The sequence below is a fragment of the Acrocarpospora sp. B8E8 genome (genome assembly GCF_039871605.1).
GTDB classification, from domain to species: Bacteria; Actinomycetota; Actinomycetes; order Streptosporangiales; family Streptosporangiaceae; genus Acrocarpospora; species Acrocarpospora macrocephala.
Genome location: NZ_JBDPLV010000070.1, coordinates 1 through 26,377 on the forward strand (window position 1 = coordinate 1; position 26,377 = coordinate 26,377).

32 protein-coding genes are annotated in these 26,377 nt (G+C 65.9%); 14 read left to right on the forward strand and 18 right to left on the reverse strand.

From position 1 onward, the window contains the following. On the reverse strand, positions 1 to 206 hold a 206-nt coding region (locus ABGB08_RS43480), incomplete at its 3' end, for a hypothetical protein (RefSeq protein ID WP_347603150.1). Between the two features lie 248 nt (positions 207 to 454). Here ABGB08_RS43480 and ABGB08_RS43485 point away from each other — a divergent pair. Then, positions 455 to 1,012, forward strand: a complete 558-nt coding sequence (locus ABGB08_RS43485; protein ID WP_347603153.1) for a GntR family transcriptional regulator — start codon at positions 455 to 457, stop codon at positions 1,010 to 1,012. A gap of 273 nt (positions 1,013 to 1,285) precedes the next feature. Here ABGB08_RS43485 and ABGB08_RS43490 read toward each other — a convergent pair whose 3' ends face one another. Beyond that, on the reverse strand, positions 1,286 to 2,452 hold the full coding sequence (locus ABGB08_RS43490) for a hypothetical protein (RefSeq protein WP_347603156.1): 1,167 nt from the start codon (positions 2,450 to 2,452) through the stop codon (positions 1,286 to 1,288). Between the two features lie 215 nt (positions 2,453 to 2,667). On the opposite strand from ABGB08_RS43490, the gene ABGB08_RS43495 reads away from it, so the two are divergent. Further along, on the forward strand, positions 2,668 to 3,348 hold the full coding sequence (locus tag ABGB08_RS43495) for a hypothetical protein (protein WP_347603159.1): 681 nt from the start codon (positions 2,668 to 2,670) through the stop codon (positions 3,346 to 3,348). A gap of 888 nt (positions 3,349 to 4,236) precedes the next feature. Here ABGB08_RS43495 and ABGB08_RS43500 read toward each other — a convergent pair. Next, the gene (locus ABGB08_RS43500) at positions 4,237 to 4,962 is read right to left on the reverse strand and encodes an XRE family transcriptional regulator (protein ID WP_347603162.1); all 726 of its coding nucleotides are present in this window, start codon (positions 4,960 to 4,962) and stop codon (positions 4,237 to 4,239) included. A 264-nt stretch (positions 4,963 to 5,226) separates the two neighbouring features. Between ABGB08_RS43500 and ABGB08_RS43505 the strand changes: the two genes are divergently transcribed. Beyond that, positions 5,227 to 5,796 (forward strand): winged helix-turn-helix domain-containing protein, encoded by a 570-nt coding sequence (locus ABGB08_RS43505; RefSeq protein WP_347603165.1) that lies wholly within the window; start codon positions 5,227 to 5,229, stop codon positions 5,794 to 5,796. Further along, positions 5,771 to 6,343 (forward strand): HD domain-containing protein, encoded by a 573-nt coding sequence (locus tag ABGB08_RS43510; RefSeq protein WP_347603168.1) that lies wholly within the window; start codon positions 5,771 to 5,773, stop codon positions 6,341 to 6,343. Before ABGB08_RS43505 ends, ABGB08_RS43510 begins: the two co-directional genes overlap by 26 nt. Here ABGB08_RS43510 and ABGB08_RS43515 read toward each other — a convergent pair. Both ABGB08_RS43515 and ABGB08_RS43520 read right to left on the reverse strand, forming a co-directional pair. Next, entirely contained in the window at positions 6,311 to 6,787 is a 477-nt protein-coding gene (locus tag ABGB08_RS43515) for an NUDIX domain-containing protein (RefSeq protein WP_347603171.1), read from the reverse strand. The genes ABGB08_RS43510 and ABGB08_RS43515 overlap by 33 nt on opposite strands. Positions 6,788 to 6,789: 2 nt before the next feature. Then, on the reverse strand, positions 6,790 to 7,530 hold the full coding sequence (locus ABGB08_RS43520; RefSeq protein WP_347603174.1) for a DUF5919 domain-containing protein: 741 nt from the start codon (positions 7,528 to 7,530) through the stop codon (positions 6,790 to 6,792). Between the two features lie 147 nt (positions 7,531 to 7,677). Between ABGB08_RS43520 and ABGB08_RS43525 the strand changes: the two genes are divergently transcribed. After that, positions 7,678 to 7,893, forward strand: coding sequence for a hypothetical protein (locus ABGB08_RS43525; RefSeq protein WP_347603177.1), 216 nt, complete (start codon positions 7,678 to 7,680; stop codon positions 7,891 to 7,893). Positions 7,894 to 8,070: 177 nt separating this feature from the next. On the opposite strand, the gene ABGB08_RS43530 is transcribed toward ABGB08_RS43525, so the two are convergent. Next, a complete protein-coding gene (locus ABGB08_RS43530) occupies positions 8,071 to 8,436 on the reverse strand; it encodes a winged helix-turn-helix domain-containing protein (RefSeq protein WP_347603180.1) in 366 nt (121 codons plus the stop codon). A 107-nt stretch (positions 8,437 to 8,543) separates the two neighbouring features. Between ABGB08_RS43530 and ABGB08_RS43535 the strand changes: the two genes are divergently transcribed. From ABGB08_RS43535 to ABGB08_RS43565, 7 genes are all read left to right on the forward strand, one after another. Next, positions 8,544 to 8,885, forward strand: a complete 342-nt coding sequence (locus ABGB08_RS43535) for a hypothetical protein (RefSeq protein ID WP_347603183.1) — start codon at positions 8,544 to 8,546, stop codon at positions 8,883 to 8,885. Further along, positions 8,878 to 10,203, forward strand: a complete 1,326-nt coding sequence (locus ABGB08_RS43540; RefSeq protein WP_347603186.1) for an FtsK/SpoIIIE domain-containing protein — start codon at positions 8,878 to 8,880, stop codon at positions 10,201 to 10,203. The genes ABGB08_RS43535 and ABGB08_RS43540 overlap by 8 nt, the downstream gene beginning before the upstream one ends. Before the next feature lie 27 nt (positions 10,204 to 10,230). After that, positions 10,231 to 10,914: a DUF2637 domain-containing protein gene (locus ABGB08_RS43545; RefSeq protein ID WP_347603189.1), complete on the forward strand. Its 684-nt coding sequence runs from the start codon at positions 10,231 to 10,233 to the stop codon at positions 10,912 to 10,914. A gap of 27 nt (positions 10,915 to 10,941) precedes the next feature. Continuing rightward, positions 10,942 to 11,082, forward strand: a complete 141-nt coding sequence (locus tag ABGB08_RS43550) for a hypothetical protein (RefSeq protein ID WP_347603192.1) — start codon at positions 10,942 to 10,944, stop codon at positions 11,080 to 11,082. A gap of 95 nt (positions 11,083 to 11,177) precedes the next feature. Next, positions 11,178 to 12,539: a replication initiator gene (locus tag ABGB08_RS43555; RefSeq protein ID WP_347603195.1), complete on the forward strand. Its 1,362-nt coding sequence runs from the start codon at positions 11,178 to 11,180 to the stop codon at positions 12,537 to 12,539. Continuing rightward, on the forward strand, positions 12,536 to 12,712 hold the full coding sequence (locus ABGB08_RS43560) for a helix-turn-helix domain-containing protein (protein WP_347603198.1): 177 nt from the start codon (positions 12,536 to 12,538) through the stop codon (positions 12,710 to 12,712). Before ABGB08_RS43555 ends, ABGB08_RS43560 begins: the two co-directional genes overlap by 4 nt. A 2-nt stretch (positions 12,713 to 12,714) precedes the next feature. Further along, the gene (locus tag ABGB08_RS43565; RefSeq protein ID WP_347603201.1) at positions 12,715 to 13,974 is read left to right on the forward strand and encodes a site-specific integrase; all 1,260 of its coding nucleotides are present in this window, start codon (positions 12,715 to 12,717) and stop codon (positions 13,972 to 13,974) included. A gap of 75 nt (positions 13,975 to 14,049) precedes the next feature. Here the strand turns inward: ABGB08_RS43565 and ABGB08_RS43570 are convergent, their stop codons facing one another. After that, positions 14,050 to 15,213, reverse strand: coding sequence for an acyl-CoA dehydrogenase family protein (locus ABGB08_RS43570; RefSeq protein ID WP_155361027.1), 1,164 nt, complete (start codon positions 15,211 to 15,213; stop codon positions 14,050 to 14,052). 306 nt (positions 15,214 to 15,519) lie between these two features. On the opposite strand from ABGB08_RS43570, the gene ABGB08_RS43575 reads away from it, so the two are divergent. Next, a complete protein-coding gene (locus ABGB08_RS43575) occupies positions 15,520 to 16,827 on the forward strand; it encodes a UDP-glucose/GDP-mannose dehydrogenase family protein (protein WP_347603204.1) in 1,308 nt (435 codons plus the stop codon). 16 nt (positions 16,828 to 16,843) lie between these two features. Here the strand turns inward: ABGB08_RS43575 and purE are convergent, their stop codons facing one another. The 3 genes from purE to ABGB08_RS43590 all read right to left on the reverse strand — a co-directional run bounded on the left by purE (position 16,844) and on the right by ABGB08_RS43590 (position 19,514). After that, positions 16,844 to 17,371: a 5-(carboxyamino)imidazole ribonucleotide mutase gene (purE, locus tag ABGB08_RS43580; protein WP_347603207.1), complete on the reverse strand. Its 528-nt coding sequence runs from the start codon at positions 17,369 to 17,371 to the stop codon at positions 16,844 to 16,846. 116 nt (positions 17,372 to 17,487) lie between these two features. Further along, the gene (locus ABGB08_RS43585) at positions 17,488 to 18,627 is read right to left on the reverse strand and encodes a 5-(carboxyamino)imidazole ribonucleotide synthase (RefSeq protein ID WP_347603210.1); all 1,140 of its coding nucleotides are present in this window, start codon (positions 18,625 to 18,627) and stop codon (positions 17,488 to 17,490) included. Between the two features lie 11 nt (positions 18,628 to 18,638). Beyond that, positions 18,639 to 19,514, reverse strand: a complete 876-nt coding sequence (locus ABGB08_RS43590) for a hypothetical protein (protein ID WP_347603213.1) — start codon at positions 19,512 to 19,514, stop codon at positions 18,639 to 18,641. A 260-nt stretch (positions 19,515 to 19,774) separates the two neighbouring features. Between ABGB08_RS43590 and ABGB08_RS43595 the strand changes: the two genes are divergently transcribed. Further along, positions 19,775 to 20,257: a GtrA family protein gene (locus tag ABGB08_RS43595; protein ID WP_347603216.1), complete on the forward strand. Its 483-nt coding sequence runs from the start codon at positions 19,775 to 19,777 to the stop codon at positions 20,255 to 20,257. On the opposite strand, the gene ABGB08_RS43600 is transcribed toward ABGB08_RS43595, so the two are convergent. From ABGB08_RS43600 to ABGB08_RS43635, 8 genes are all read right to left on the reverse strand, one after another. Continuing rightward, complete coding sequence (locus tag ABGB08_RS43600) at positions 20,230 to 21,501, reverse strand: ATP-binding protein (RefSeq protein WP_347603219.1); 1,272 nt, start codon at positions 21,499 to 21,501, stop codon at positions 20,230 to 20,232. The two genes, ABGB08_RS43595 and ABGB08_RS43600, sit on opposite strands and share 28 nt — an antisense overlap. A gap of 6 nt (positions 21,502 to 21,507) precedes the next feature. Beyond that, positions 21,508 to 22,176, reverse strand: coding sequence for a response regulator transcription factor (locus ABGB08_RS43605; RefSeq protein WP_030451323.1), 669 nt, complete (start codon positions 22,174 to 22,176; stop codon positions 21,508 to 21,510). A 186-nt stretch (positions 22,177 to 22,362) separates the two neighbouring features. After that, on the reverse strand, positions 22,363 to 22,845 hold the full coding sequence (gene bfr, locus ABGB08_RS43610) for a bacterioferritin (protein ID WP_155361021.1): 483 nt from the start codon (positions 22,843 to 22,845) through the stop codon (positions 22,363 to 22,365). Between the two features lie 16 nt (positions 22,846 to 22,861). Next, entirely contained in the window at positions 22,862 to 23,041 is a 180-nt protein-coding gene (locus ABGB08_RS43615; protein ID WP_155361020.1) for a (2Fe-2S)-binding protein, read from the reverse strand. 87 nt (positions 23,042 to 23,128) lie between these two features. Beyond that, a complete protein-coding gene (locus tag ABGB08_RS43620) occupies positions 23,129 to 23,752 on the reverse strand; it encodes an MBL fold metallo-hydrolase (RefSeq protein WP_347603226.1) in 624 nt (207 codons plus the stop codon). After that, positions 23,749 to 24,834 carry an S-(hydroxymethyl)mycothiol dehydrogenase gene (locus ABGB08_RS43625; RefSeq protein ID WP_347603229.1) on the reverse strand — a complete coding sequence of 362 codons (1,086 nt, stop codon included), beginning with the start codon at positions 24,832 to 24,834 and terminating at the stop codon, positions 23,749 to 23,751. The genes ABGB08_RS43620 and ABGB08_RS43625 overlap by 4 nt, the downstream gene beginning before the upstream one ends. Before the next feature lie 48 nt (positions 24,835 to 24,882). Continuing rightward, positions 24,883 to 25,866, reverse strand: a complete 984-nt coding sequence (locus tag ABGB08_RS43630; RefSeq protein WP_347603232.1) for an adenylate cyclase regulatory domain-containing protein — start codon at positions 25,864 to 25,866, stop codon at positions 24,883 to 24,885. After that, on the reverse strand, positions 25,863 to 26,375 hold the full coding sequence (locus ABGB08_RS43635) for a PH domain-containing protein (RefSeq protein WP_155361018.1): 513 nt from the start codon (positions 26,373 to 26,375) through the stop codon (positions 25,863 to 25,865). Before ABGB08_RS43635 ends, ABGB08_RS43630 begins: the two co-directional genes overlap by 4 nt. Between the last annotated feature and the right edge of the window lie 2 nt (positions 26,376 to 26,377).

The window sequence follows — 26,377 nt, forward strand, 5'->3', positions numbered from 1 at the left end:
CCCGATGAGAACCATCTACCGGTGACCCCAACCCGCTGACCGACCGCTCCCGCCTGCACCGGCGGCATCACATCCCGCCGCCGGACGCTGCCGCCTGCCCAGCTGAGGTCCTGTTTTCGGACTAGGCGCTGGGGTTTCTGCGGCTTCTGGCCGGAGCGCCTGGCGGGGGCTATGTGCTCTCGCCCCGCGTCGGCGTCGGGTGGCACGTGTTCATCCTTCACACCCGTGAGTACGCGGCGTTCTGTGAGGGGTTGGCGGGGCGTTTCCTGCATCACGCGCCCCGGGATCAAGACGACACCGGTTGCCACGCCGGCCCCGGGAAGAGGCAGAGGGGCGGGGATGTGGTTCGTACCGTCGCCGCGATGCGGGCGCGGGGGTTGGCGGTGGATGAGGCGCTGTGGTTCGGGATGAGCACGGGCACCTGTTGTGCGGGATACGCGGAGGAAGAGCTGGCATGAACAACGAGCAGTGGCGGCGAGCAAAGCCGGATGAGCTGGACCGGGAAGGCCCGGATCCGCTGTATCTCCAGGTGGCCGACATCCTGACGGACCGGATCAAGCGAGGGAAGCTGAGGATCGGGGACCAGGTTCCCGGCGAGACAGAACTGCTGCGGACCTATCGGATTTCGCGGGGGACGGCGCGGCAGGTGCATCGAGAGTTGCGCACGCGCGGCCTGGCTTACACGGTGCCGGCGATGGGAACCTTCGTCGGACGGCGGGACGTCACGCCCTCGCCGTATTCGATGCCCGCGTATGCGGTGATCGCCCAGGACCTGGCCACGCAGATCCGGGCGGGCGTCTACCCGCCGGACAAGGCGATCCCCACCCGTGGCGCGCTGAGCAAGCAGTATGAGGTCTCTGTGCATACGGTCCGGCACGCGATGAAGATATTGCAGGAAGCGGGCTGGGTGTTCTACCGCCACCCGCGCGGGACCTTCGTGGCGTCACCGGACCAGTGGCCCGACCCGGGAGTGTGGCGCAAGAAAATCGCGGTCGCGTGTGGTGCGGACTGAGTTTAGGAGAAATCCATATCCCGGGAAGAGCCACCGGGTTTGGCTCCCAAAGATCGGAAAGGTGCCTCGGATGGATCTGGTCGGGACGACAAGATTTGAACCTGCGACCTCTTGACCTCCAGGCAGATCGAATCCCGCTCGGTTTGAGGGCCGGGAGCGGTTTCCGCTCCCGGCCCTTTGTTTGCCTTCGGCTGGTCGTCCTGCTCGCGCATATTCCCCCGTCCTGATCTTCCAGAGTGCCCCACCTGGCATGCCTTCGCCCAGCGGTGCGGCTCAGTAATCCATGTTGTCGATCATCGCCTGCTGGTACTCGAAGAACTCCAGGAAACCCGTGAAGTCGTCCTCCTGTTGAGCCTGAGCGAGCCGCGCACGGAAGGACGCGTCGAAGCGGACGTCCAGTCCCGAGTTGATCCACCGCATGCCCTCGGGAAGCTCTGACTCCAGCCACGCGTCAATTTCGTCAAAGAGTTCGAATACCTGCGTGATGTCGGTCTCAGATGCTGGCATGAGGGAGAACAGCGGACTGCTGCGCACGCTGGTCAGACCGATCGGTATCGCTGCGTTTACCCCTGGCGTGTGCAGATAGATGGTTGCGCTATGGCCTTTCTCGAAGCCGCCGTGAGAGTAGGGATTACGCCATCGTTCGACAACGTCCGTGAGTCGCTGACGGTAGCGGGCGGCATCGTGGTCTTTGCCGAGAACGCGGTCGAACTTATCGCCCCACCGTGACCCGATCACGTCGGTGAGGTCGTCGCGATCCGGGTCAAAGCCATTGAACGCCAGGGCTAATACCAGGTCGTGCTCCAGCAAGCTGATGTACGCCGAGATCGCCGCGATCATGTCGTGGAAGGCGTTCATCTGTATCTGGAACTTGCCGCTCGTGAAGGAGTACCAGGACTGGATCAGTCCTTCGATCGGGTCGTGCGTGATGTGCTCATCCTCGATGAACAGTGGGTCGATGGCGCGTTCGCGGAAGTATTCGTAAGCACGCCGGAGCGATCTGTGCTGGTTCACTACGGTGGCGCTTCCTTTGCCAAGCAGTTCGGGTGCCGCGTCCACAATCAGCTTTTCGACCGTGCGCATCGAGGACCGGAGCTTCTTGACGATCTGGACCTGGGTCTTGCGTGCCTCCTCTTCAGGCTTCTCGGTGCACAGGTAGAGCCGGAGCCCGAACTTCTGATGCGCGAGCTCGCACCACTCGCCCCGGTAGGCGAAGTTAACCCACCACTCGACCTTCTCACCAGGTCCATACGCCGTGAGTCCGATGAGCGTGAGCGCATACTTGAACAGTGACGGAACCGGCACATCGTGCCGGCTCAGCGGCAGTTTGTAGGTCGTTCCTCGTCGATTGTGATCATCATCGGGGATCGGCTCGAAGTCACGAAACGCTGTCTGCTTCAGGCGCTTGCCCGCTTCGGCCTCTCCGGGGAGCGAGTTCATACGGGCAAGCATGCACGCATACGGGCCGAATCCGCTGCCCGATATCCACGGTAGGCCGCGGAATGTCCAGCCGCCTGTCGTGCGCCAGTATCCGGAGCCGTCCGTTGGCGTTGTCACGCAGCGAGCTCGCCGGCGTCACTCAGCCACACGGGTGAAGTCCGACGATTCGTATCAGCACGCCCACATGGCACTCGACCTACCTCTACGCTCAAGGCGTGGCAGCCGATCTTATGCCGTCGATCTTGACGGGAGCCTTCGCCCTGGGCGGTGGGCTCGGAGGTGTCCTACTCACCGGCTGGATCACTCGACGCAATGAAAAGCGTCGATTGGTCTCCGAAGATGCCAGGCGATGGTTGGCGGATCGGCGGCGCATCTATGCCAGTTACTTGGTACTTGCGCACTCAATGCTCCGAGAGATAGACCGAGTGGCGACCCGCCTGCCCTACGACGAAAGGGCACAGATATCAGAGGATGAAGCGGCTGAGATATATGAAGACTTAGTTGAGTATTTTCAGCGATGGGAAGACGAACTACAACCGATCCTCCTCGAAGTGGAGCTAATGGCTACGCCAGCAGTGGCAGATATAGCCGATCGGGTTTCAGGCGCTCTTATGGAAATCACTGTTGAAGTGGAGAGGCGAGGCAAATTCGTCGACTACTACCCGGGCTGGTTCCAAGCGAAGGATCTACTTGAAGTGCTACATAACGCAATGCGGGTAGAGTTAGGGCTGTCAGAGGCACTTTTATTGACTGATCATCGAGAGGGCAATTGGCCATGGCTGGATAGTCGCCCCTCACGAGAGTCTTACGTGCAACACCATCCAAGGAGTGAGCTCTCCCCACAAGTTGAGACTCGTGACCCGATTGACGATCAACAGCCAGTAAGCGGCGACTAGTGAATCTTGGTGCCAACGGCGGTGCCGCACAAGTTCCCCTGCCCTGATCTTCCCGTCCGCTGTCGACCCGCCCCGGAGGGGCAGTAGGCCAGCGTCGGAGGGTCAAGCTCGGCTTCGTGTGTACCTGTTCCCGGTGGCCTTCCTCGCGCGCTGGTTGCCCTGCCAGCACAGCCGGGCTTGAGCCGTAGGAGCTGGTCTGCTGGGCTTGCCCGGGTTGATGGCGGGCGGGACGATCAGGTCTCCTCAGCCATTCACGGGTTTCAGGTTCTTGATCTGCGAGCTTCCCAGAGCTGGAGCCCCCGGGGTTTGGGGCAGCGCCCCAAGGTCTCCCCCCGATTCAACCTCCCCGCTCATCCCCTCCCCTTCTCCGGCTTTCTCCCTTTCGCCAGTGTCGTCGCTCTGGTCTCCGGGAATCTTCTCGGCTCATGCTCTCTTCCCCGCCATGTCCGTTCACCCCTGCTGGGGAGAGAACCCCATCGGCACAAGGCAACTGCCGCCATCTATGTCCCACGCCGCTTGTCGGCGTGGTGCGCGCCGCTGCCGGCGGACCGGCCCGAAGAGGCCGCAGCCGCCGGCGGGCGAGCGCGCGGACCAACACATGAAACTCATCGTCGTGTGCACTCTCGTGCGGGCCGTGATGGCATCTGGGTAGCGCTGTGCACCACTCAAGACCTCGAACCCAACCTGAAGTGTCCCGGGAAGCAGCTTGAAGGAATAGCTTGTCGCCCGAACCACTTCCCCGGCGTGTCCGCTCCCCGCGGGCCGCCTTCTCTGTTGGATCGTCCAGGCTGACCCTCTCCCCAAAGGGTGTCCTCTTCCCTCGTCCTCCTCCCCTCACTCGCCCTTCCGCGATAGCGGCTTGACTACGTGAAGAGAAGTTTCTTTGGATCATGTTCCTGGGTCTGCGGTGTCCCAGGTGCGTTCGAAGCTGGTCAGGTAGACGGGGACGCTGCCCTGATCTCCGTTGGCTCGTAGGTGGACCACGGGGGCGTCGGCCGCTGGCACGCCGTAGACGTGGGCGTTGACGAGGAGTTCGTCGTCTGCTCGGTAGATCGAGTTGTAGAGGACCGTGCGGTGGAATCGGAGCTCGGCTCCTGGTAGTCCTCGCAGGGGCTGGAACAGGGTGATTGCGTTCCTGATCTTGGCGGCCATGGTGTGTCCGCCGATCCGTTCGTCGGATCCTCGTGCTGCTACCTCTTGGCTGTCGGGGTCGCCTAGAAGGATGCGGATCCTGACGCCGTTACGTGCTCGTTCGGCGATCTTGCGGATTAGTCCGGCGTCTTCGGCGAGGAAGAGGCTGCTGTAGGCGAGGATGCCGATTTCCTCGGTTGCGCTCTCGAACAGGTCTTGCCATACCGCGTGTGGTACGGCCCAGCGGTGTGGGTAGACGGCCAGGATTTCGTTTGAGACGCCTTGGCGGCGTGGCACGGTGTCGGGCCACAGTTCGCCTTCGTCGAGGTTGAGGAGTTCGGCGATGGCCCAGCGGTGGCGTGGGTAGGGGATGCGGCCTTTGAGCCACCGGTCGACGGTTTTGGGGTCCACGCCCAGTTCTGCGGCGATGTCTACGGGCCGTAGGTGGGCTCTGATCAGCGCGTATCGAAGGTTGTCGCTCACGGGCACCTCTCGTGGGCGTGGGGTTCTGCCAGAGACGCTAACATAAGAAGTCCCTAGACGTCCCTCAAGTGGGGTGGATAGGTCCTTCGCTCTGTCAGAGGCTCATCCAGCACGAACGCCGCACCTACGCCAGGGGCTAGGCGCTGTGGGCCGACCCAAGGGCCGGACCGTACCGGCCGTGGTCGTCGATGAACGAGAGGGAGCACCGTGGGCAAGCTTGACCGCGTCGTTCTCGAAGGTTCGATCGGTTTCCGGGCGTCGTAGATGAGCAGCGATCCCGACTGGCTGGTCCATCGACGGGTCTGGCCGAGAATCGTCGAGCAGCTCCGCCGGCGAATCATCGCGGCGGAATATCAGGCGGGATCGCTGCTTCCCTCCGAGGGAGTTCTTTGCAAGGAGCTCCAGATCGCGCGCAATACGCTGCGGCGGGCGCTCACCGAACTCAAACAGGAAGGCTTGTTGGACACGATCCCTTCCAAGGGCTGGATAGTCGCCGCAAGGGAACATCCGCAGCAGGATCGGTACAAGTATGAGGGCGTCGCCCGGATGCTCCGCGAGCGAATCCAGACCGGTCTCCTGCCACCAGGTGCCCTGGTGCCGAGCGAAGCAGCGTTGCGACAGGAGTTCGGAATTTCCCGATACACCGCCCGGTCAGCGCTGGCGGTCCTCGAACGTGAGGGACTTCTAGAGACGAAACACGGCAAGGGCCGGTACGTCACCCGCCGCGCACCTGCGGAAATAGGACGTCCCGGGACGTCCAACAATCGGGCTAGATGTCCCCCGGGGTCGCCTCCCTATCGTGAACAGCATGAGACAAGTCGAATGGGCTCGTGAGCTGGCACGCAAGGTCCTGGAGCGGCATCTGCCGCGCCGTTGGGAGCACTCGCAGGGCGTCGGCCGCCGCGCCGAATCCCTGGCGCCGATCCTCGGCAAGGACGCTGAAATCCTGGCCGCTTCCGCGTGGCTGCACGATATCGGGTACGCCCCTGACCTGATCGACACCGGGTTCCACCCGATCGACGGCGGCCGTTACCTCCGCGACATCCACGGGGCCGACGAACTCCTGTGTCGCCTGGTCGCCCACCACACCTGCGCCGAGATCGAGGCCGGCCAGCGTGGCCTCCTCGACATCCTCACCAGCGAGTTCCCCAAGGAGCGCGGCGACCTGGTGGAAGCGCTGACGTTCTGCGACATGACCACCAGCCCGGACGGGCTACCGCTGACGGTATTCGATCGGCTGGCCGAGATCCGCTCACGCTACGGACCGGACGATGAGGTGACCTGGTCGATCAATCGGTCTGAGCCGTGCATTCTGTCGGCGGTCCGAGCCGTGGAGACGCGGTTGGCGCTATCCGATGTGCGGCTTGACTGCCTGGTCTAGGTAGTGGCCGATCCGCAGACGCATTGAGCGATCCATCTTCAGAGTGGCCACCTGCTCGCGCGGCACCCAGGCGACCTCGGTTGATTCGCTGCTCGGGGTCGGCTCGCCGCTGACGGCCTGGGCGGTGAGGACGATGGAAAACTCTTGCCGGGCCTCGCCGTTGCTGGTGTAGAGGATCACGTGACGGGGATCGGAATAGGTCCCGACCAGTCCCGTGATCTCGCAGACGATGCCGGTCTCCTCAAGAGTCTCACGAACACCTGCGGCAGGCAGTGACTCGCCCAGATCGATCGCGCCTCCGGGGACGGCCCAGTTCCCGTTGTCGCTGCGGCGGATCATCAGAATATCCCCGGCCGAGTTGGTCACCACGACGTTGACCGACGGGACGAGGCTGTTGGCTGCGGGCGCGTCTGGGTCATCGTAGAAATCGATCCGTTTGCCCATACTCAGGACTCTACCGGGGCGGCCTCGGACCAGACGCGCTCGAAACTCTCCAGGTAGGTGGCCACCATGTCCCCGCCGGCGACCCGACGTAGATGGAGAACCGGGGCGTTGGCCGCGGGGGCGCCGTAGACATGCGTGTTGACGAGAAGCTGGTCATCGGCGCGATAGATCGAGTTGTAGAGAATCGTGCGATGCAGCCGGATCTGAACGCCTTCGATACGGAGGATGGGCCGGTAGAGAACGAGCGCGTTGCGGACTTTGGCCGCCATCCCCTCGTCAATGCCCTCGTCCGCACCCCGCTGGGCGACTTCCGTACTGTCGGGATTGCCGAGAAGAATCCGGACCTGGACACCCGTCCGAGCCTTCTCCCCCAGAACCCGGACCAACCCGGAATCCTCGGCGAGGAACATGCCGCTGTAGACCAGGATGCCGATCTGTTCCTCCGCGTCGGAGAACAGACGTCCCCAGGTGTCACGAGGGACCGCCCAGCGATGCGGATAAACGGTGACGATCTCGCTCTCTGATGCTGAGGCCACCTGGTCCCGCGTCAGCGCTTCCGGCCAGAGATAGGACTCGTCCATCCCGAGATGCGAGGAGACCGCGTACCTGTGTCTTCGGTACGGTGCGCGCCCTTTGGTGATCCACCGTTCGACGGTCTTGGGGTCCACCTCGATGGCTGCCGCCAGCTCCGCGACGCTCACCCCGCGCTCCAGCAGAGCCGCGCGCAGCCGCTCGTTCGCCATCTCACCTGCCCGTTCGGGACGTCCGGGGACCCGTTCATCCTAAGCCGGACGTCTTGAACACGTCCGGTCATGTAGTGATCTCGTCCTGACACTTCCTCGCACCCTCGGTAAGGAACAGCGAACCGACCGAGGAAAGGAGGAGTGATCATGACCAACACGATTGCTACCCCAGCGGAGGAACCCCCGGCCTGCCCCTGCGGCGCGGCCCTCACCGAAGGACAGAAACTCTGCCGCAAATGCGCGGCGCGCGAACGATGGGCCAGACGTCAGGCGGCCCGACTGCGCGTCAAGCGGCGGCGCAACCTGAACCGCCGTCCTCCCCGTGACCCGCACCGCGCCACCATCCAGGGCGTCACCTCATGAGCTGGCTGCCGCTGATCATCGCCGCGCTCCTGGCCGCCGCCGTCCTGATCGGCTTCGTCGTGGTCCTGGCCGGAATGCGCCAGGAGGACAACCGCCGGCACCTGCCCACCAACGCCCCGACCGTCCCGGCCGCGTTCGCCCGGCGGGTGACCGGCTGCCACGTCCACGACGGACGTCCTAGGCGCCGGCCTTCCGAGCAGCTGCGGGCAACGCCGCTTCCACCTGCTCCAGGCGTCGAGTCAAGTCCCGCACGGCACTTCGCAGGGCGGTGACCTCGGCTCGCAAGTCCGCATCCTGCTCGGGCTGCTCGGGCTGGTTGTCCTCCCGGACGAACACGCCCTTGCCCTGCTGGCCGACGACAAGGCCCTCGTTGCGCAAGATCCCCATCGCCATCTTCACCACCGACAACGAGGCGTCGAACTGCTCGGCCAGCTGGGCGGTGGACGGCAGCGGCTCTCCGGGCGCGAGAAGCCCGCCGCGAATCCGCTCCCGCAGTTCGTCGGCGATCTGAAGGTACCCGGGCCTGCCCGTCTTCTTGACCATCGCCCCTCATCTCACCACGAGAAACCGACCAAGCCAACCACGAGCACATTGACAACCAAGCCAACCAGGTTAACTATGTTGGCTATGTGAGCAAAGGAGGTCTCCTGATGCGAACCATCCCCATCCCGGTCGACACGGCCAAGCTCGTCTTCACCTGCGTGAAGGCTCCTCACCCCCGCGTCCTGAACCGCGACACCGGAGAAATCAAGCTCGACAAGACCGGCCAGGCCATCTACGAAACCGTCCTGTCGGTCGAAGACACCTTCGGCCGGATCGAACTCGTCAAGATCGGAACCTCCGGCGATCCGGGCGTCCCCGCCGGAGCGGAGGTAACCCCCATCGACATGATCGGTTATGTCTGGGAGACCTCCGGCCGGTGGGGCATCTCCTACCGCGCCGCGTCCTTCCGGCCCGCCTACTCCGGACCGGTGGACGGCGACCGTGCCTGACACCCTGCCGGAGCTTCTCGCCTTACCCGCAGGCCTGGCCGTCCTCGCGGCCGGGCTCTGGGCCTGGCGCCACTTCCACCCCACCTCGTTCTGGTACGTCCTCGCCTACCCCTGCACCGCCATCCAGGTCCGCGCCAGCTGGCGCAAGGTCGCCCTCGGCTGCGGCCTGACCAAGAAGCGTCAGCGCTTCTGGTGGACCATCACCCCGGCCGCACTCGTCTCCACCGGCACCGTGAAAGTCCGCCGCACCTTCCGCCGCGTCGCCGTCGACACCAAGCCGTGGATGTGGCTCCCCCTCCCCACCCGGTACGGCTGGCGCGTCACCCTCCGACTCCTGGAAGGGCAGATCCCCGCCGACTACTCCGAGGTCGCCGAACGCCTCGCCCACTCCTGGGGCGTCCACGCCGTCAGGGTCTCCTCCGACAAGCCCGGACGAATCCGCCTCAACGTCACCACCCATGACCCGCTCATCCGAGTCGACCACGTCCCACCCTCACCCGACCTCCTCAAAGTCACGGTAGGCCGACTAGAAACCGGCGGCGCATGGCTGATCGACTTCACCACCGTCCCGCACTGGATCAACGCCGGAGCGACCCAATCGGGAAAGTCGAATCTCGCCAACGCGCTCCTGGTTGGCCTCGCGCCCCAACCGGTCGCGCTGGTCGGCTTCGACCTCAAAGGCGGCGTCGAGTTCACCCCGTACAAGCCTCGCCTGTCGGCGCTCGCCACTTCCCGCAGCGAATGCAGTGAACTGCTGGCCGACTTGATCGGTCTCATGATCGGCCGCATGGGCCGGTGCCGGACCGCCGGCGCCCGCAACATCTGGCAGCTCCCGCCGGATGATCGGCCGGTTCCCATTGTGGTCCTGGTCGATGAGCTGGCCGAGCTCTACCTGATGGCCGACAAGAGCGAGAAAGACGAGATCGCCCGCATCTCCACCGCGCTCCTGCGCATAGCCCAACTCGGCCGCGCCTTCGGCATCTACCTGTTCTGTTCCGGCCAGCGCATCAGCTCCGAACTCGGCCCCGGCGTCACCGCCCTACGCGCCCAATGCTCCGGACGCATCTGCCACCGGGTCAACGATCCCGAAACCGCCACCATGACCCTCGGCGACCTCGACCCGTCCGCCCTCGACTCCGCCCGCGCCATCCCCGCCGAAAAGCCCGGCGTCGCCATCGTCGCCAACCAAGACGGCCAGTGGTACCGCGCCCGCTCCTTCTACATCTCCGAGAAGACCGCCGAACAGGCCGCGCACACCTACGCCCACCTCACCCCGGAATGGGCCGCCATCTGCGCCGAACAGAAGATCCCCGCCTGACCCGATCACGAAGGGAGGAAGCCCATCATGCGTGCCTTGTCCGCCTGGCTGATCGACACCGGCCCCGTCCTAATCCTGGCGCTCATCGCCGGTACGGGCTCCTTCACCCACATCCGCGACACCGCCACCGAACACGGCCAAGACGGCTGGATGGCCTGGGCCGTGGCCGTCTGCATCGACCTCACCTGCGTCATGGCCGCCCGCGAACGCCAACGCGACAAGAAAACCCGCCGCACGCGGCAGGGCTGGACCTCCTGGCCCACCCTCGTCCTGGTCGCCGGGATCGTCCTGTCCCTGGCCGCCAACCTCCACCAAGCCGAACCCACCCCCTGGGGATGGCTCACCGCCGCCACCCCAGCGGGCGCGTTCCTGATCGCCATCTCCATGCTCGAACGCCGCACCACCAGCCCACAATCCGAACCGTCCACGGCATCCGACCCCATCCCGACACCCGAGGACGTGTCGACCGAGAACACCGGCCTACCCGTCCTCGACCCGTCCCCATTAACCGCGCCCGTCCCCGCCGTCCGGGACGGTCGGCCTGCCCCGTCCTCGTCCCTGCTCGCCTACGCCCGCCGCGTAGCCGACGAACACCACGCCCGCCACGGCAAACCCATCACCCGCGACATGCTCCGCACCCGCCTCGGCGTGTCCAACCAACTCGCCTCCGACCTCCTCCGCGACATACGCGCCCACCCAGAACCCGCATGACCAGAGACCAGAGAAAGGAGGACACCCGTGAACGACTCCGAACCGGCCGAGCTCGACGAGCTCCCCGAGATTGCGCCCAAGCGCTGGCAGTGCTGCCACTGCGGCGGAACCGGCTCGGACTCCTACGGCGACACCTGCCGCCACTGTGACGGGCTCGGCAACTGCTGACCCGTCAACGCCCCCGGCCTGGCCGCACATCCGCCAAGACACACGCCAGGTCGGAGGCCCTCCCTCACCCGAACGAGCGAAAGGAGGTACCCATCTTGCCCACAAACCCGACCAACGCGCATGCGATCAGCGGCACGATCACCCGCCTCAACCACCTCAGCTACGAACGATGGGCCGATCAGATCAGACGGACCGGCGGATGCCGACAGCCCATCCACCTACGCGGCAAGATCGAACACCGCGACCGCACAACCGGCGCGCTACTCCACCGCTACAGCACCTACCTCGAACCGGACGGCGTCCTGCGCCTCCCGTGCAAGACCCGCCGCGCCTCCCGCTGCCCGGCCTGCGCCGAGATCTACCGCGCCGATACCTACCACCTCATCCGGGCCGGCCTCATCGGCGGCAAAGGCGTCCCCACCTCGGTAACCGCCCATCCCTGCCTGTTCGTCACCCTCACCGCACCCTCCTTCGGCGCCGTCCACACCCGTCGGGACAACAACGGCACGTTGCGTCCCTGCCACCCTCGCCGAAAGCCGATCACCTGCCCTCATGGACGGGTCCTGTCGTGCACCGCCCGGCACGGAACCGATGAGGAACGTCTCGGCGAACCCCTATGCGGCGGCTGCTACGACTACACCGGCTCGGTCCTCTTCAACGCCTGCGCTCCGCTGCTGTGGAAGCGATTCACCGATGCTCTACGACGCAACCTCGCCAAGCTCGGCGGTCACACCCTCAAAGCGATGCGGGAACAGCTCGTCGTCTCCTTCGCCAAGGTCGCCGAGTATCAGCGGCGTGGCCTCGTTCATTTCCATGCCATCATGCGCCTGGACGGGCCGAAGGGTCCCCAATCGGCTCCACCGGCCTGGGCGACCGTCGACGTACTGCGCCTCGCGGTGCATCACGCCGCCAGAGTCGTACAGGCCACCGTTCCCGCCCACGGCGACGATCCGGATCGAATGCTGCGCTGGGGCGACCAACTCGACATCCGTCCCATCACCTTGACCGGCGAACTCACCGAACAAGCCGTCGCCGGATACGTCGCAAAGTACGCCGTCAAGGGCGCCGAGAGTATCGGCATCCTCGACCAGCGCATCCTGCCGACCACCGATCTAGCCGCACTCCCCGTACGTGAGCACGCCCGCCAGCTCATCGCCGCATGCATGCGCCTCGGCGCACAAGACGAACTGGCTGACCTCCGCCTGATCCAGTGGGCACACATGCTCGGCTTCCGCGGCCACTTCTCCACCCGATCCCAGTACTACTCCACCACCCTCAACGCTCTCCGAGCCGAACGAACCGCGCACGTACAACAGGACCACGTCACCAACGGACGACTTCCCGCCTTCAACGGAAACACGGTGTTTGTCGTCTCCGACTGGCACTACGTAGGCCAGGGCTTCGCACCGAGCGAGGCGCTTCTCTCGGCCGCTATCGCGGCGGGAGGCCTCCGATGAAGACCCTCAGCCGCCTCTGGACAGTTGATGACGTCTCCGAATATCTCGGTGTCCCCATCGCGACCCTCTACCAGTGGCGGCATCACCGGACAGGGCCGCGAAGTCGCAAGGTTGGTCGACATCTCCGCTACCTCCCCGAGGACGTCGAGTCCTGGGTACGGGAACAGGAGTAGCGATGGCCTTCGTCAAGGACCTCTGGACCAAGACCATCCGCCATCCGGGTGGGCGAACGGAGAAGGCCAAGAGTGCACGTCACGGCGTCGGAAAGCGCTGGCTCGCGGTATGGCTGAACCCGGACGGCAAGGAAGTCTCCGAAGCATTCGAGCGCAAGGTCGACGCTGAGAAGAAGGCGTCCTCGATGGAGACCGACGTCAGCCGCGGCGACTACATCGACCCGAAAGCCGGCAAGACTCTCTTCGGGGAGTTCGCTGGGCGCTGGCTCGCCTCTCGTATTGTCGACCCATCAACGAAGATCCGTTACGAGTACATCCATCGCCTCCATGTCGCCCCGACGTTCGACCGGCGGCAGGTCAAGAGCATCCTCCCGTCACATATTCAGGCCTGGATCAGCGACCTGAACGAGCGCTTCGGCCCGTCGACCATCGAGACCTCCTTCCTTGTCCTACAGGGAGTCTTGGAGCTGGCTGTCGCTGACGACGCGATCAAGAAGAATCCGGCTCGATCGCCTATCGTCCAGGTGCCGAAACGGAGTGGAGAGGAGTCGCTCGCCTGGTCCGACACGCGCGTGCATGACGTGATTCACGCCCACCCTGAACTCTTTCGGCTGATCCCGATCATCGCCGCATCGTGCGGACTGCGCCAAGGCGAGCTCCTCGGCCTCGCGCTTGAAGACGTCGACTTCGATGAGGCCATCATCCGGGTTCGGCGCCAGGTCAAGAAGCTTGGGGCTGAGCACGTGTATGCGCTGCCCAAGAACGACCGTGAGCGCATTGTGCCGCTTCCACAGTGGACGGCCGCAGCCATCGGCCAGCACATCAGGGCTTTCGCGCCGCTGACATGCACGCTCCCTTGGGAGAAGCCGAACGGCAAGCTCCGCACCCAGAATCTACTGTTCCGCTGGACTGACGACAAGTTCATTCGAGCGCGCGGCTACAGCGAACTTGTCTGGAAACCCGCGATCGCCTCAGCCGGGATCATCCCCGCGCCGGAGAAAGACTCCCGTGCGAGAAAGCGGTTCTCGACCTCCCGCAAGGAAGGTCTCCACCAACTCCGCCACTACTACGCGAGCGTCATGCTCGCCGGAGCCGTCTCCATCAAAGAGCTCGCCGAGTACCTCGGGCACGCTGACCCAGGCTTCACGCTCCGTGCCTACGCCCACATGATGCCGGGCTCCCACGACCGCGCCCGACAGGCCATCGACGATCGCCTGTTCCGGCCGCGGCCGGTCTCTCACGGAACAGGGACGGAACAGTGATCGTTTAGGATGCTGAATCGGACACAAGGAACCCCGCCTCGAACCCCGCGTGGCGGGGTTTCTGCATGTCAGGGGCTACTTCAGGAGTTGGCGGGCCATCACCATGCGTTGGATCTGGTTGGTGCCCTCGTAGATCTGGGTGATTTTGGCGTCGCGCATCATGCGTTCTACTGGGTAGTCGCGGGTGTAGCCGTAGCCGCCTAGGAGTTGGACGGCGTCGGTGGTGATGTCCATGGCGGCGTCGCTGGCGGCACATTTGGCGGCGCTGGAGAAGAAGGTGAGGTCTTTGACGGGGGTGCCGTGCATGGCCAGGTCGGATTTGGCGGCGGCGGCGTAGGTGAGTTGGCGGGCGGATTCCAGTTTCATGGCCATGTCGGCGATCATGAATTGGAGGCCCTGGAAGTCGGCGATGGGGCGGCCGAATTGTTTGCGTTGTTTGACGTAGCCGATCGCGTAGTCGAGGGCGCCTTGGGCGATGCCTAGGGCTTGGGCGGCGATGGTGATGCGGGTGTGGTCGAGGGTGGCGAGGGCGGTTTTGAAGCCGGTGCCGGGGGCGCCGATCATGCGGGTGGCGGGGATGCGGACGTTGTTCAGGATGACCTGGCGGGTGGGGGAAGCCTTGATGCCGAGCTTCTTTTCCTTGGGGCCGAAGGAGACGCCCTCGTCGGATTTCTCGACGACGAAGGCGGAGATGCCGCGAGGGCCGGCGGTCGGGTCGGTTACGGCCATGACCGTGTAGTACTCGGAGATTCCGGCGTTTGTGATCCAGGATTTAGTGCCGTTGAGGATGTAGTGGTCGCCGTCGGGGACCGCGCGGGTTTTCATGGCGGCGGCGTCAGAGCCGGCGTCGGCTTCGGAGAGGGCGTAGGAGAACATGCCGTCGCCGCGGGCGACCGGGGTGAGGTATTGGGTTTTGAGTTCCTCGGATGCCGAGAGCAGGAGAGGGACGGTGCCGAGTTTGTTGACGGCGGGGATCAGCGAGGAGGAGGCGCAGGCGCGGGCGATCTCTTCGATGACGATGACGGTGGCCAGGGCGTCGGCACCGGCGCCGCCGTATTCCTCGGGGATGTGGACGGCGTGGAAGTCGGCCGCGACCAGGTCCTTGTAGACGTCGGCGGGGAACTCCTCGTTCTCGTCGGCGGCCGCGGCGCGGGGGGCGATCTTTTCGTCAGCGAGGGCGCGGACGGCTTCGCGCAGCATCTCGTGCTCTTCGCTGGGCGAGTAGAGAGGCACACTCATAACAGGATTGTAGGACGTCCAACTATTGGTCGGACGCCGGGTGGGGTCGGCGGTGATGCCATGACTGTGGCTGGGCCACACGACGGCGACCCAGACAACACCCGGAGCCAGCACTCCCTGAATGGACCGACAGCAGGTCTGGCAGCACGGCCGGGAGCCGGGCAGCATTCGAGGTTGGCTCGCTTTGGATAGGGCAATGGCAGGTCGCTGGCGGTGGGGGTGCAGTGTCAGGCGGCCCGGAGTGGGTGTCTAGCCTGGGATAACATTCCGGGACGCAAAAGGTGGGCAAATGTGGGGAGCGTGGCCGTGGCGTACCGTCTGACCGTGTTGGGGACTGGGTACCTGGGGGCCACGCACGCGGCGTGTATGGCGGAGTTGGGGTTCGAGGTTCTGGGGCTGGATGTCGATCCGGAGAAGATCGCGAGCTTGCAGCGTGGGGAGTTGCCCATTCATGAGCCGGGGCTTGAGGAGATGCTGCGGCGGAATCTGGCGGCTGGGCGGTTGCGGTTCACCACGTCCTATGAGGAGGCGGCGGAGTTCGGGGACGTGCACTTCGTGTGCGTGGGGACGCCGCAGAAGAAGGGGGAGTACGCGGCGGACGTGTCCTATCTCGACGCCGTCGTGGAGTCGCTGGCCCCGCATTTGAGGCGGGAGTGCCTGGTGGTGGGGAAGTCGACGGTTCCGGTTGGTACGGCACAGCGCCTGGCCGACAAACTCGCGCTCTTGGCGGGGCCGCATGTCGAGCTGGCGTGGAATCCGGAGTTCCTGCGTGAGGGGTTCGCGGTGCGGGACACGCTGAAGCCGGATCGGCTCGTGTTCGGGGTCGCGTCGGAGCGGGCCGAGAAGATACTTCGTGATGTGTATACGCCACTGGGTGACGTGCCGACCGTGGTCACCGATTTCCCGACGGCCGAGCTGGTCAAATCCGCGGCGAACGCGTTTCTGGCGACCAAGATTTCCTTCATCAACGCGATGGCCGAGGTCTGTGAGGCGGCACATGCGGATGTGAAGCAGTTGTCGCTGGCGCTCTCTTTCGATGAGCGTATCGGCGGGCGATTCCTCAACCCGGGGCTGGGTTTCGGGGGTGGGTGCCTGCCCAAGGATATTCGGGCGTTTATGGCGCGGGCCGGGGAGCTGGGCGCGGACCAGGCGCTTTCCTTCCTGCGCGAGGTGGACGCGATCAACATGCGACGGCGGGCTCGTATGGTCGATCTTGCGCGTGACTTGGTCGGCGGTTCCTTCCATACCCGGACGGTGGGTGTGCTCGGCGCGGCCTTCAAACCGAACTCCGACGACATCCGGGACTCACCCGCTCTCGACGTCGCTCTCACAATCCGCCAGGAGGGCGGCGCGGTGACCGTGTACGACCCGGTCGCCCTGAACAACGTTCGCAAGGCCCATCCCACCCTGGGCACTGCCGATTCCGCGCTAACGGCGGTCCGGAACGCGGACGTGGTACTCCTCCTTACCGAATGGCAGGAATTCGTCGACCTCGACCCCGAAGCCATCGGCACGGTCGTCAACACCCGCAACATCGTCGACGGCCGCAACGCCCTCGACTCCGAAATCTGGCGCGCAGCACACTGGAATTACCGCGCCCTCGGCCGCCCCTAAACCCGTGCGGTACGGCCTACAACTGAAGGCCCGACACTTCCGCGCGAAGATTCGCGCCCTTCGCATGGGCTTGCTCACGTAGCGCGATCTGAAAGGTGACCATCCGACCCTGAAGCCCGGGATCAGTGGCGGCCAGAATGCGTACAGCCAGCAGACCGGCGTTTCGGGCGCCGCCGATGGCTACCGTGGCGACAGGGACGCCTGCTGGCATCTGCACGATGGACAGGAGTGAGTCCATTCCGTCGAGGTATTTGAGGGGGACGGGTACGCCGATCACGGGCAGGGGGGTTACCGAGGCGAGCATGCCGGGCAGATGTGCTGCGCCGCCCGCGCCGGCGATGATCACTTTTAGGCCGCGGGAGTCAGCGTGTCTGCCGTAGTCGATCATTTCGGTGGGCATGCGGTGGGCGGAGATGACGTCGGCCTCGAATGGCACGCCGAATTCCGCCAGGGCTTCGGCGGCGGCTTTCATGACCGGCCAGTCGGAATCGCTGCCCATGACGATGCCGACCTGCGGGGTGGTCTCTGGCTGGGTTTGCGTCATGTCAGGATCCCTTCAATCGAAGAAGTGGTACCGAGCCCGCGTGTGAACTCCGCCCAGAACGTCATGAAGACCACGCCGGTCGTCGCCCCAGCCCGGTCATCGCCCTATTGCCAACGTCAGACCGGTCCCCTCAGGCAGGTCACGGCATGCCGGGCGCGGGCGCGTACATCCTCCAGGTCGGTGCCGAGTGCAGTGACGTGTCCGATTTTTCGGCCTGGACGGACTTCCTTCCCGTAGAAGTGCAGCTTGATGCCTGGGTCGTGGGCGAGGACGTGCTCGTACCGGGCGAAGATGTCCGGGTCGGGGCCGCCGAGGAGGTTGGCCATGACGACGACGGGGGCGGTCATGGCGGGCGAGCCGAGCGGAAGGTCGAGAACAGCCCGGAGGTGTTGTTCGAATTGGGAGGTTCGGGTGCCTTCGATGGTCCAGTGGCCGCTGTTGTGCGGGCGCATGGCCAGCTCGTTGACGATCAGGCCGGTTTTGGTCTGGAACATCTCGACGGCGAGCAGGCCGGTGACGCCGAGTTCGGCGGCGATGGTGAGCGCGATCCGCTGGGCTTGGGCGGCGTCTTCGGCGTCCAGGTCAGGAGCGGGGGCGATCACTTCCATGCAGATGCCGTCTTCCTGGACGGTTTCCACGACCGGGTAGCTGACTCCCTGCCCGTGCGGGGACCGCGCGACAAGCACGGCAAGCTCCCTCTCGAAAGGGACGAAAGCCTCAGCAATCAGCTCAACACCATTTTTCAGGACCTGGGCGGCTTCGCCAGCGGATTCGACCACCCAGACTCCTCGGCCGTCATAACCCCCGCGAACCGCCTTCAGGACGACCGGCCAGCCGTTCTCCCCCGCGAACTCCTCAACAGCCGACACCGAATCCACACGCGCCCAAGCCGGACAAGGCGCACCAATAGCCCCAAGGCGCTCACGCATGACCGCCTTGTCCTGAGCATGGATGAGCGCGTCAGCCCCGGGCCGCACCGCGACCCCCGCCTCCGCCAGCACCCGAATATGCCCACCCGGCACATGCTCATGATCGAACGTGACCGCGTCACACCCATCCGCGAACGCCCGCAGATCATCCAGATTCCGATAATCCCCAAGCACCGTCTGAGTGATCACCCGCGACGCGCTCTCATCAGGCGCGTTCGCCAGCACCCGCAACTCCACGCCAAGCGCGATGGCCGCCTGCTGAGTCATCCGGGCAAGCTGCCCAGCACCGACCATGCCGACGACAGGCGCAACGTTAGGGCTGTTCACAAAGGGCTAGCTTAGCCCGCGGTGATATGTGCGAGCTCCCGCCGAACCCCGATCGTGGTCATCTTGCCCGCTTTGCTGACCCGCGTGGTCAGAAAGAGGACCTCACTCCCGGTGAGCTTCCCCGCCTTGGCCTTCCCGGTAAACGCTTTCACCGTGGCGGAGCCGTACCGGGCATGGCGAAGAGCACCACGGCCGGCCCCGGGCTTCTGCGTGAAGACCAGCGTGATCGCGTGGAAGACCAGCGCGCCCCCGTCGGCGAGCAGCAACGCCCGGGACGCATCCGTGGCCAGCCGCACATCCACCGAAACCCGGTCAGGCCTGGCCTTTCGCGGGGTACGGAGCAGCTCCTCCAGCAGTGTCCGCACCGGATCCCCCGCCGGGAAGGTGACCCCGCTCACCCCGGCCGGATCGGTGAGATAGGTCAGATACTGCTGCGGCACCAGCCGAGCCTTGACGATCATGTCCGTCGCCCCCGTCGGCACCGCGTCCTCCGCGGGCGCCTTCCCGAGCAACGGAATCGGCCCGTACGCCAGCTGCCACACCCCATCCTCGAAAGCGAAGACGAAATACGCCGGATCAGGCTCCCGCGCGAGCGCCGCGAACCAGGCCCCTTCCTCCTGATCCCCCGGCAGAAACACCTCTATTTCCGAATAATTCGGAATATCAACCCCCGGCAGCCCATTCTGCACGGCCGCACACACGGTCGCCCCGAGCTCACCCTCCGCCCAGGCCGTCAAGGAATCCACCTTGCCGCAGTCCACCCCCCGCCAGGCATCCCGCAACTCCGGCAGAATCTCCAGCGCACGCTCGGCCGCGTCCAGCGTCAAGGCCGGCGGCGAAGGCTCGCTGGAAACCGGCGCCGCGACCGGCTGCCCCCCACATGCCACGACCCCCACCAGGCCGAAGACACAAACCCCACGACGAACGCGCCCCCCCATGAGGCCCATGATCCCGGAGTCTCCTCACCAGCGAAACGCCCAATGTCCGCGCGAGCGTAACACCGCCTTTTGCCCCAATAGCCGGAAATTTACTGAAATGTTCTTGGGTGAGCTGGGAAGAACCTGTGTCAGGGTGGAACGGGACTCCGGTACGGAGCACGGGCCGGTAGCCTGAGTCGAACCCCCAAGCAGGAAGGACCGTACGGCTCGTGCAGCTCATCCGTCGCGCATACGAGCGGTTCGCCGCACTCGTCCACGAAGTGTTGAAGTTCGGCACCGTGGGCGCCATGGCCTTCGTGATCAACTTTGGCGTCGTCAACATCCTGTGGGCCCTGTGGGGGTCGGAGGGCACCCTGACCGCGAAGGTCATCGCGACGGTGATCGCCGCGACCTTCGCCTACTTCGGGAACCGCTACTGGACCTTCCGCCATCGGGAGCAGAGCGGCCTGGCCAGGGAATACATGCTGTTCTTCATCTTAAACGGGGTCGGCCTGCTGATCGAGCTGCTCTGCCTGAGCTTCAGCCGCTACACCCTGGGCCTGGACAGCCTGATCGCCAACAACATCGCCACCCTGATCGGCACGGGACTCGGCACCTTGTTCCGTTTCTGGTCGTACAAGCGATGGGTCTTCCTGGCTCCGGAGCTCCAGCCGGAGGCGGTCGATCAGGCGGGCCCGCTCACCACCCGGTGACGGCGGCCGCTCTCCCCCACCTGGCGGAGAAATATGGCGAAGGTCGCCGGGCGCGGCTTGATCAGTTCCAGCCGCCCCCCGTCGGCCACCACCAGGGACCGCGCGAGCGTCAGCCCGAGCCCGGTCCCGCGTCCCCCGGTCACGTTCCGCTCGAACACCCGGTTCCTTATCTTTTCCGGCACGCCCGGCCCCTGGTCGGACACCTCGATGACGATCGACTTCTCCGAGCTGGTGGTGGTTATCCGCACCGGACCTCCGCCGTGCTGGAGCGAATTGTCCAGCAGGGTCGCCACCACCTGGCTTAGCCCGCCGGTGGTGGCCAGCGCGAGCAGGCCCCGGGTGCCCAGCAGCTCGATGACCCGGTGGGACCGCCGGAACGCGGGCTCCCACTCGCCGATCTGCTGGATCAGGACCTCGTCGATGTCGATCGGCTCGGCCTGGGAGTGCCGCTGCCGCCGGGCGGCGGCCAGCAACTCGTCGATGACGGCGGTGAGGCGCTCGGCCTGCAGGATGGCGGCCTCGCCCTCCTCCCGCACGATGGCGGGCTCCGCGGCGGCGGCGACGATCTCCTCCAGGCGCATGGTGAGGCCGGTCAGGGGGGTTCTGAGCTGGTGTGAGGCGTCGGTGGCGAACTCGCGCTCGCGGCCGAGCAGTTCGGAGATGCGGATGGCGCTGCGGTCCAGCACCTCGGCGACCCGGTCGAGTTCGGGGATGCCATAGCGGTGCCTGCTGGGCCGGGCGTCGCCGGATCCCAGCCGCTCCGCGATCTTCGCCAGGTCCAGGAGCGGCAGGGAGAGCCGGCGCGAGGTCACCACGGCGAGGCCGATGGCCACGCCGAGCGCGGCGACCGCCAGGGCGATGGTGAGCAGCAGCCGGGCCCGTATCTCGTGGTCGATCTGGGCGGTGTCCCTGCTGACGCGCACCACGCCGTTCTCGGAGCGCGCGTCCTCGGTGAGCGAGCGGTTCGCCGGGGGTTGCGTGCCCACGGCGATCGGGGCGATGCCCCGGAACGCGACCTGGATATACCGGTTGGGGTAGTTGCTCGCGAGCTGCTTGGGGTCGACCGGCTGCTCCTGGCTGATCGCGTACTCCACGCTGATCAGCACGCGGGTCGCTTCGGCGTTGAGCTCCTGGGCGGCCTCGTCGTTGATGAGCCGTACGACGACCACGCCCAGGGGCACACCGAGCAGCAGAACCGCGATGACCGCCACCAGCAGCATCGAGGAGAGCAAACGCCTCCGCATGGCCCCTTACTCGCGTTCGAAGCGGAAGCCGACCCCTCGCACGGTAGTGATGTACCGGGGCTTGGCGGCATCGTCGCCGAGTTTGCGGCGCAGCCACGAAATGTGCATATCCAGGGTCTTGGTGGAACCCCACCAGTTGGTGTCCCACACCTCACGCATGATCTGTTCGCGCGTGACGACCTTTCCGGCGTCCCGGACGAGGACCCGGAGCAGGTCGAATTCCTTGGTGGTCAGATGCAGTTCCTTGTCGCCCATCCAGGCGCGGCGCGAGTCGGCGTCGATCCTGACGCCCTGGACCACGGGCGTCTCCGACGTGCCGCGCCGGAGTAGAGCCCGGACCCGGGCGAGTAGTTCGGCGAGTCGGAACGGTTTGGTGACGTAGTCGTCGGCCCCGGCGTCGAGGCCGACCACCGTGTCGACCTCGTCGACACGGGCGGTGAGAATGAGCACGGGCGTCCCGTGGCCTTCGGCCCTGATGCGACGGGCGACCTCCAGCCCGTCCATCTCGGGCAGGCCAAGGTCGAGAACGATGAGGTCGACGCCCCCCGAAAGAGCCCTTTCCAGGGCCTGCGGGCCGTCCGGACTCACCTCTACCTGATAGCCCTCCCGGCGCAGTGCGCGCGCAAGCGGCTCGGAGATCGAGGTGTCATCCTCGGCGAGAAGTACGCAGGTCATGAAGCGATCGTAGGACCTTAAGCGATCGTTTCCCGGCAGCAGCGCGCGGTTTGACTCGTCGTTGACTTATCAATTGACCTGGGCAAACACTCCTAAAGGTCGGTTTATCGCGGTAGTTCATCCGCCCGAAGGGGGTAGGGGCACGGGAAAAAAGAAGCCCGCCGGGTGGACCCGACGGGCGGCCGATCACGAGGCCGATGGTGGTTCCGCGTATCGCTGGAGATACAGCTGATCGCCCAGGGTGTCCATCAACTCGAGTTCGGTCTCCAGGTAGTCGATGTGGTGCTCCTCGTCTTCGAGGATCTCCTCGAAGAGCAGGGCCGAAACGATGTCCCCACGCTCGCGCATGAGCGCGATCCCGGGCCGCAACCGCTGCACCACGCCCAGCTCCAGGTCCAGGTCGGCCTGAATCTGCTCGCGCACGGTCTGGCCGATGTGCAGGGTGAACAGCTTCTGGTAGTTGGGCAGGCCTTCCAGGAAGAGAATGCGGTCGGTGAGCTTCTCCGCGTGCTTCATCTCGTCGAAGGACTCGGCCCTGGTGTAGCTCGCCAGCTTCGTGAAACCCCAGTTCTCCTGCATCTTGGCATGCAGAAAGTACTGGTTGATGGCGGTGAGTTCGGAGGTCAGCTGCTCGTTGAGCAGCGCGATGATCTCTCTGTCGCCCTGCATGACGGGCCCCTTGGATCTATGCGGTGGTGATCAGGTCTTCGGACCGTTTCAGGATTGCACAGATCTTCCGGACACATGAGCCGCAGTCGCCTCCCGCGCCGGTGGTGTCGCGCACTTGCCGGGCGCTCTTCGCGCCTGCCGCGATACAGGCGTGAACCTCCGTATCGGTCACGGCGTGGCAAATGCAGACATACATGACGGGAGAAAGCCTCTCAGAAGTAGGTTAGGCACACCTAAGGTAGCCTACTTTGGTAAGGCTTGCCTATGTGAGGCTCACCACACGTCAATGTCCCCTGTGCAGCCACTCCGCCAGATGCGGGGCCTCCGCGCCGATGGTGGTGGAATCACCGTGCCCGGTGTGCACGATCGTCTCCGCCGGCAGCGTAAGCAGCCGATCTTCGATCGACTCGATGATCGTCTCGAACGAGGAGTACGACCGCCCGGTCGCCCCGGGCCCGCCCTGGAACAGGGTATCCCCGCTGAACACCACCCCGAGCTCCCGCGCGTGCAGGCAGACCGCCCCCGGCGAGTGCCCGGGCGTGTGCAGCACGGTGAGCGCCACCTCCCCCGCGTCGATCACCTGCCCGTCCTTCAACGGCACGTACGGCACATCGCTCCCGTAGTGCATCTCCCACAACACCTGGTCGGCCGGATGCAGCAGGATGGGCGCCCCGGTCGCCGCGGCCACCTCGGCCGCCGCGTCGATGTGGTCGTTGTGGCCGTGCGTGCAGACGATGGCGGTGACCCGCCGATCGGCCACCGCCGCCAGGATCGCGGCCGCGTCGTGCGCCGCGTCGATGATCACGACCTCGTCGCCGGAGCCGACCAGCCAGACGTTGTTGTCGACCTCCCAGGTCCCGCCGTCCAGCGAGAAGCTGCCCGAGGTGATCAGGCGGTCGATGCTCACAGCACCACCGCCGAGCGCAGGACCTCGCCGCGGTGCATCTTGGCGAAGGCCTCCTCGACGTCGCCCAGGCCGATGGTCTCGGAGACGAAGCCGTCCAGGTTGAGGCGGCCCTGCAGGTAGAGGTCGATCAGCATGGGGAAGTCGCGGCTGGGCAGGCAGTCGCCGTACCAGGAGGATTTGAGGGCGCCGCCGCGGCCGAAGACGTCCAGGAGCGGCAGGTCCAGGCGCATGTCAGGGGTGGGCACGCCGACCAGCACCACGGTCCCGGCCAGGTCACGGGCGTAGAAGGCCTGCTCGTACGTCTCCGGCCGCCCGACCGCCTCGATCACCACGTCGGCGCCGTGGCCACCGGTGAGCTCGCGGATGGCCTCCACGGGGTCGCTCTCGCGGGAGTTCACGGTGTGCGTGGCGCCGAAGTCGCGAGCCCACTCGAGCTTGCGCGGGTCCACGTCCACGGCGATGATCGTCCCGGCTCCGGCCAGCTGGGAGCCGAGGATGGCCGCGTTGCCCACGCCGCCGCAGCCGATCACGGCCACCGAGTCGCCTCGGCTCACCCCGCCGGTGTTGAGGGCGGCGCCGAGCCCGGCCATCACGCCGCACCCGAGCAGACCGGCCACGGCCGGCTTCGCCCGCGGGTCGACCTTGGTGCACTGACCGGCCGCGACCAGCGTCTTCTCGATGAAGGCGCCGATGCCGAGCGCGGGGCTGAGCACGGTTCCGTCGGTCAGGGTCATCTTCTGGGTGGCGTTGTGGGTGGCGAAGCAGTACCAAGGGCGACCGCGCAGGCAGGCCCGGCAGTTGCCGCAGACGGCCCGCCAGTTGAGGATCACGTAGTCGCCGGGTTCCAGGCCGGTCACGCCCGCGCCGACGGCCTCGACCACGCCGGCGGCCTCGTGGCCGAGCAGGAACGGGAAGTCGTCGTTGATGCCGCCCTCGCGGTAGTGCAGGTCGGTGTGGCAGACCCCGCAGGCCTGGATCGTGACAACCGCTTCGCCGGGGCCCGGGTCCGGGACCAGCACGGTCTCCAAGGTGACCGGCGCACCCTTACCTTTAGCGATCACGCCCTGGACTTCATACAACATTCCGCACCTCCGTGTGTTTGATCAGGATTTCCATGAGCGGCCTCGCCGTCAAGCTGACCCTCGCCGCAGCACATAGGGCTGGACCAGCCCGAGCCCGCGAGCCGGGCGGCGGCGGATCTTGACGACCTCGATGCCGGCCAGGCCGGTGACGCTCTCGGCCAGAGCGCTGTCGGCGACCACGCTGCCCGGGCGGGCGATGGCGGTCAGCCTGGCGGCCAGGTTGACGGTGGTGCCGAATACGTCGCCCATCACCGGCAGCACGGGGCCGTAGGCGAGGCCGATCCGCACCCCCGGATCGCCCTGCCCGAGCGCGTCGACCAGGTCGAGGGTCATCCGGGCGGCGGTCTCGGCTTCGGTGGCCGTGAAGAGGACCTCGTCGCCGAGGGTTTTGACCAGGCGCCCGCCGTGCTGGGCGACCACGTCGGAGGCGCGGGCCTCGAAGCCTTCGACCAGGTCGGCCAGGGCCAGCTCGTCGAGGTCGCGGGAGACCCGGGTGAAGGAGACCAGGTCGGCGAAGCCGACGGCCAGCGTCGTACGGTCGCCGTTCTCGGTGAGGGCCAGCTGGCGGCTGGCCGAGGCGGCCAGCTGGGCCCGCCAGACGTGCACCAGGGTGAGCTCGAAGTCGGGCAGCAGCAGCTCCGCGGCGCGCAGGACCCGGGCCAGGTCGGCGTCGGTGGGCGCTTGGTCCAGCAGGGCGCCGATCATAATCTCGGTCTGCCACTGGGCCAGCCGCGCGGTGGTCCGGCCGAGCGCCCGGGTCATCCGGATCAGGGTGACCTCGTCCAGCAATCCGGCGTCCAGGATCATCCGGATCCTTTGTAGCGCCTGGAGGTCGGCGTCGGTGAAGGCGACCGCGTCGTCGGCCAGGGTGGCGAAGCCGAGCGCGCGCCAGATCCGCTCGGCCAGCTCCTGCGGGATCCCGGCGGTCGAGGCGATCTCACGGCGGGTGTAGCGCGGCGGCAGGCCCAGAAAAAGCCGCTGGATGTCGTCCGAAGTCGGTCGTCGGTCCGGGGTCCTGCCGTCGGGCGTCACTTGCCGTCGATGTTCCCGTCGGAGGCGTCCTCCACCAGCCGGAACAGCTCGGTGCGGACGGTCTGGATCTTGGGGATGTCGCGGTAGAGGATCTCGCCGCGGTCGGAGGCCGACTCGACCTTCAGCGTGCCGCAGCCGAACAGGCGCTCCATCAGGGTCTGGTCGGAGCTGACCGAGTTGACCTTGGTGAGCGGGATGTCGTCGTCGGACTTGTTCAGGATGCCGGTGCTGATGTTGAACCGGTGCGTGGTCAGCGTGTAGGACGTGGTCTTCCAGCGCAGGTACGGCACGAAGGAGAACAGCGTGAGCGCGACGACCGCGACCACGGCGACGGTGATCCTGGCCAGCCAGGCCCACTCGAAGTCGCCGGGGATGAAGTAGATCGCGGCGCTGGAGGCGGCGACGACCAGAAGGAGCGCGAGGAAGGGCACGACGAGCCGCTTCCAGTGCGGGTGGAACGAGTGCACGACTCGCTCCCCCTCGGTGAGGTGATGATCGGGCAAACCCATGG

What these genes read in the sequence shown, in the direction of transcription:
- ABGB08_RS43600 (WP_347603219.1), bottom strand. Translation starts at nt 21,501, where the DNA reads ATGCGGAGGCGTTTGCTCTCCTCGATGCTGCTGGTGGCGGTCATCGCG.
- ABGB08_RS43510 (WP_347603168.1), top strand. Translation starts at nt 5,771, where the DNA reads ATGAGACAAGTCGAATGGGCTCGTGAGCTGGCACGCAAGGTCCTGGAG.
- ABGB08_RS43485 (WP_347603153.1), top strand. Translation starts at nt 455, where the DNA reads ATGAACAACGAGCAGTGGCGGCGAGCAAAGCCGGATGAGCTGGACCGG.
- ABGB08_RS43605 (WP_030451323.1), bottom strand. Translation starts at nt 22,176, where the DNA reads ATGACCTGCGTACTTCTCGCCGAGGATGACACCTCGATCTCCGAGCCG.
- ABGB08_RS43570 (WP_155361027.1), bottom strand. Translation starts at nt 15,213, where the DNA reads ATGAGTGTGCCTCTCTACTCGCCCAGCGAAGAGCACGAGATGCTGCGC.
- ABGB08_RS43535 (WP_347603183.1), top strand. Translation starts at nt 8,544, where the DNA reads ATGCGAACCATCCCCATCCCGGTCGACACGGCCAAGCTCGTCTTCACC.
- ABGB08_RS43565 (WP_347603201.1), top strand. Translation starts at nt 12,715, where the DNA reads ATGGCCTTCGTCAAGGACCTCTGGACCAAGACCATCCGCCATCCGGGT.
- ABGB08_RS43530 (WP_347603180.1), bottom strand. Translation starts at nt 8,436, where the DNA reads ATGGTCAAGAAGACGGGCAGGCCCGGGTACCTTCAGATCGCCGACGAA.
- ABGB08_RS43505 (WP_347603165.1), top strand. Translation starts at nt 5,227, where the DNA reads ATGAGCAGCGATCCCGACTGGCTGGTCCATCGACGGGTCTGGCCGAGA.
- bfr (WP_155361021.1), bottom strand. Translation starts at nt 22,845, where the DNA reads ATGCAGGGCGACAGAGAGATCATCGCGCTGCTCAACGAGCAGCTGACC.
- ABGB08_RS43615 (WP_155361020.1), bottom strand. Translation starts at nt 23,041, where the DNA reads ATGTATGTCTGCATTTGCCACGCCGTGACCGATACGGAGGTTCACGCC.
- ABGB08_RS43560 (WP_347603198.1), top strand. Translation starts at nt 12,536, where the DNA reads ATGAAGACCCTCAGCCGCCTCTGGACAGTTGATGACGTCTCCGAATAT.
- purE (WP_347603207.1), bottom strand. Translation starts at nt 17,371, where the DNA reads ATGACGCAAACCCAGCCAGAGACCACCCCGCAGGTCGGCATCGTCATG.
- ABGB08_RS43625 (WP_347603229.1), bottom strand. Translation starts at nt 24,834, where the DNA reads ATGTTGTATGAAGTCCAGGGCGTGATCGCTAAAGGTAAGGGTGCGCCG.
- ABGB08_RS43515 (WP_347603171.1), bottom strand. Translation starts at nt 6,787, where the DNA reads ATGGGCAAACGGATCGATTTCTACGATGACCCAGACGCGCCCGCAGCC.
- ABGB08_RS43520 (WP_347603174.1), bottom strand. Translation starts at nt 7,530, where the DNA reads ATGGCGAACGAGCGGCTGCGCGCGGCTCTGCTGGAGCGCGGGGTGAGC.
- ABGB08_RS43490 (WP_347603156.1), bottom strand. Translation starts at nt 2,452, where the DNA reads ATGAACTCGCTCCCCGGAGAGGCCGAAGCGGGCAAGCGCCTGAAGCAG.
- ABGB08_RS43545 (WP_347603189.1), top strand. Translation starts at nt 10,231, where the DNA reads ATGCGTGCCTTGTCCGCCTGGCTGATCGACACCGGCCCCGTCCTAATC.
- ABGB08_RS43525 (WP_347603177.1), top strand. Translation starts at nt 7,678, where the DNA reads ATGACCAACACGATTGCTACCCCAGCGGAGGAACCCCCGGCCTGCCCC.
- ABGB08_RS43635 (WP_155361018.1), bottom strand. Translation starts at nt 26,375, where the DNA reads ATGGGTTTGCCCGATCATCACCTCACCGAGGGGGAGCGAGTCGTGCAC.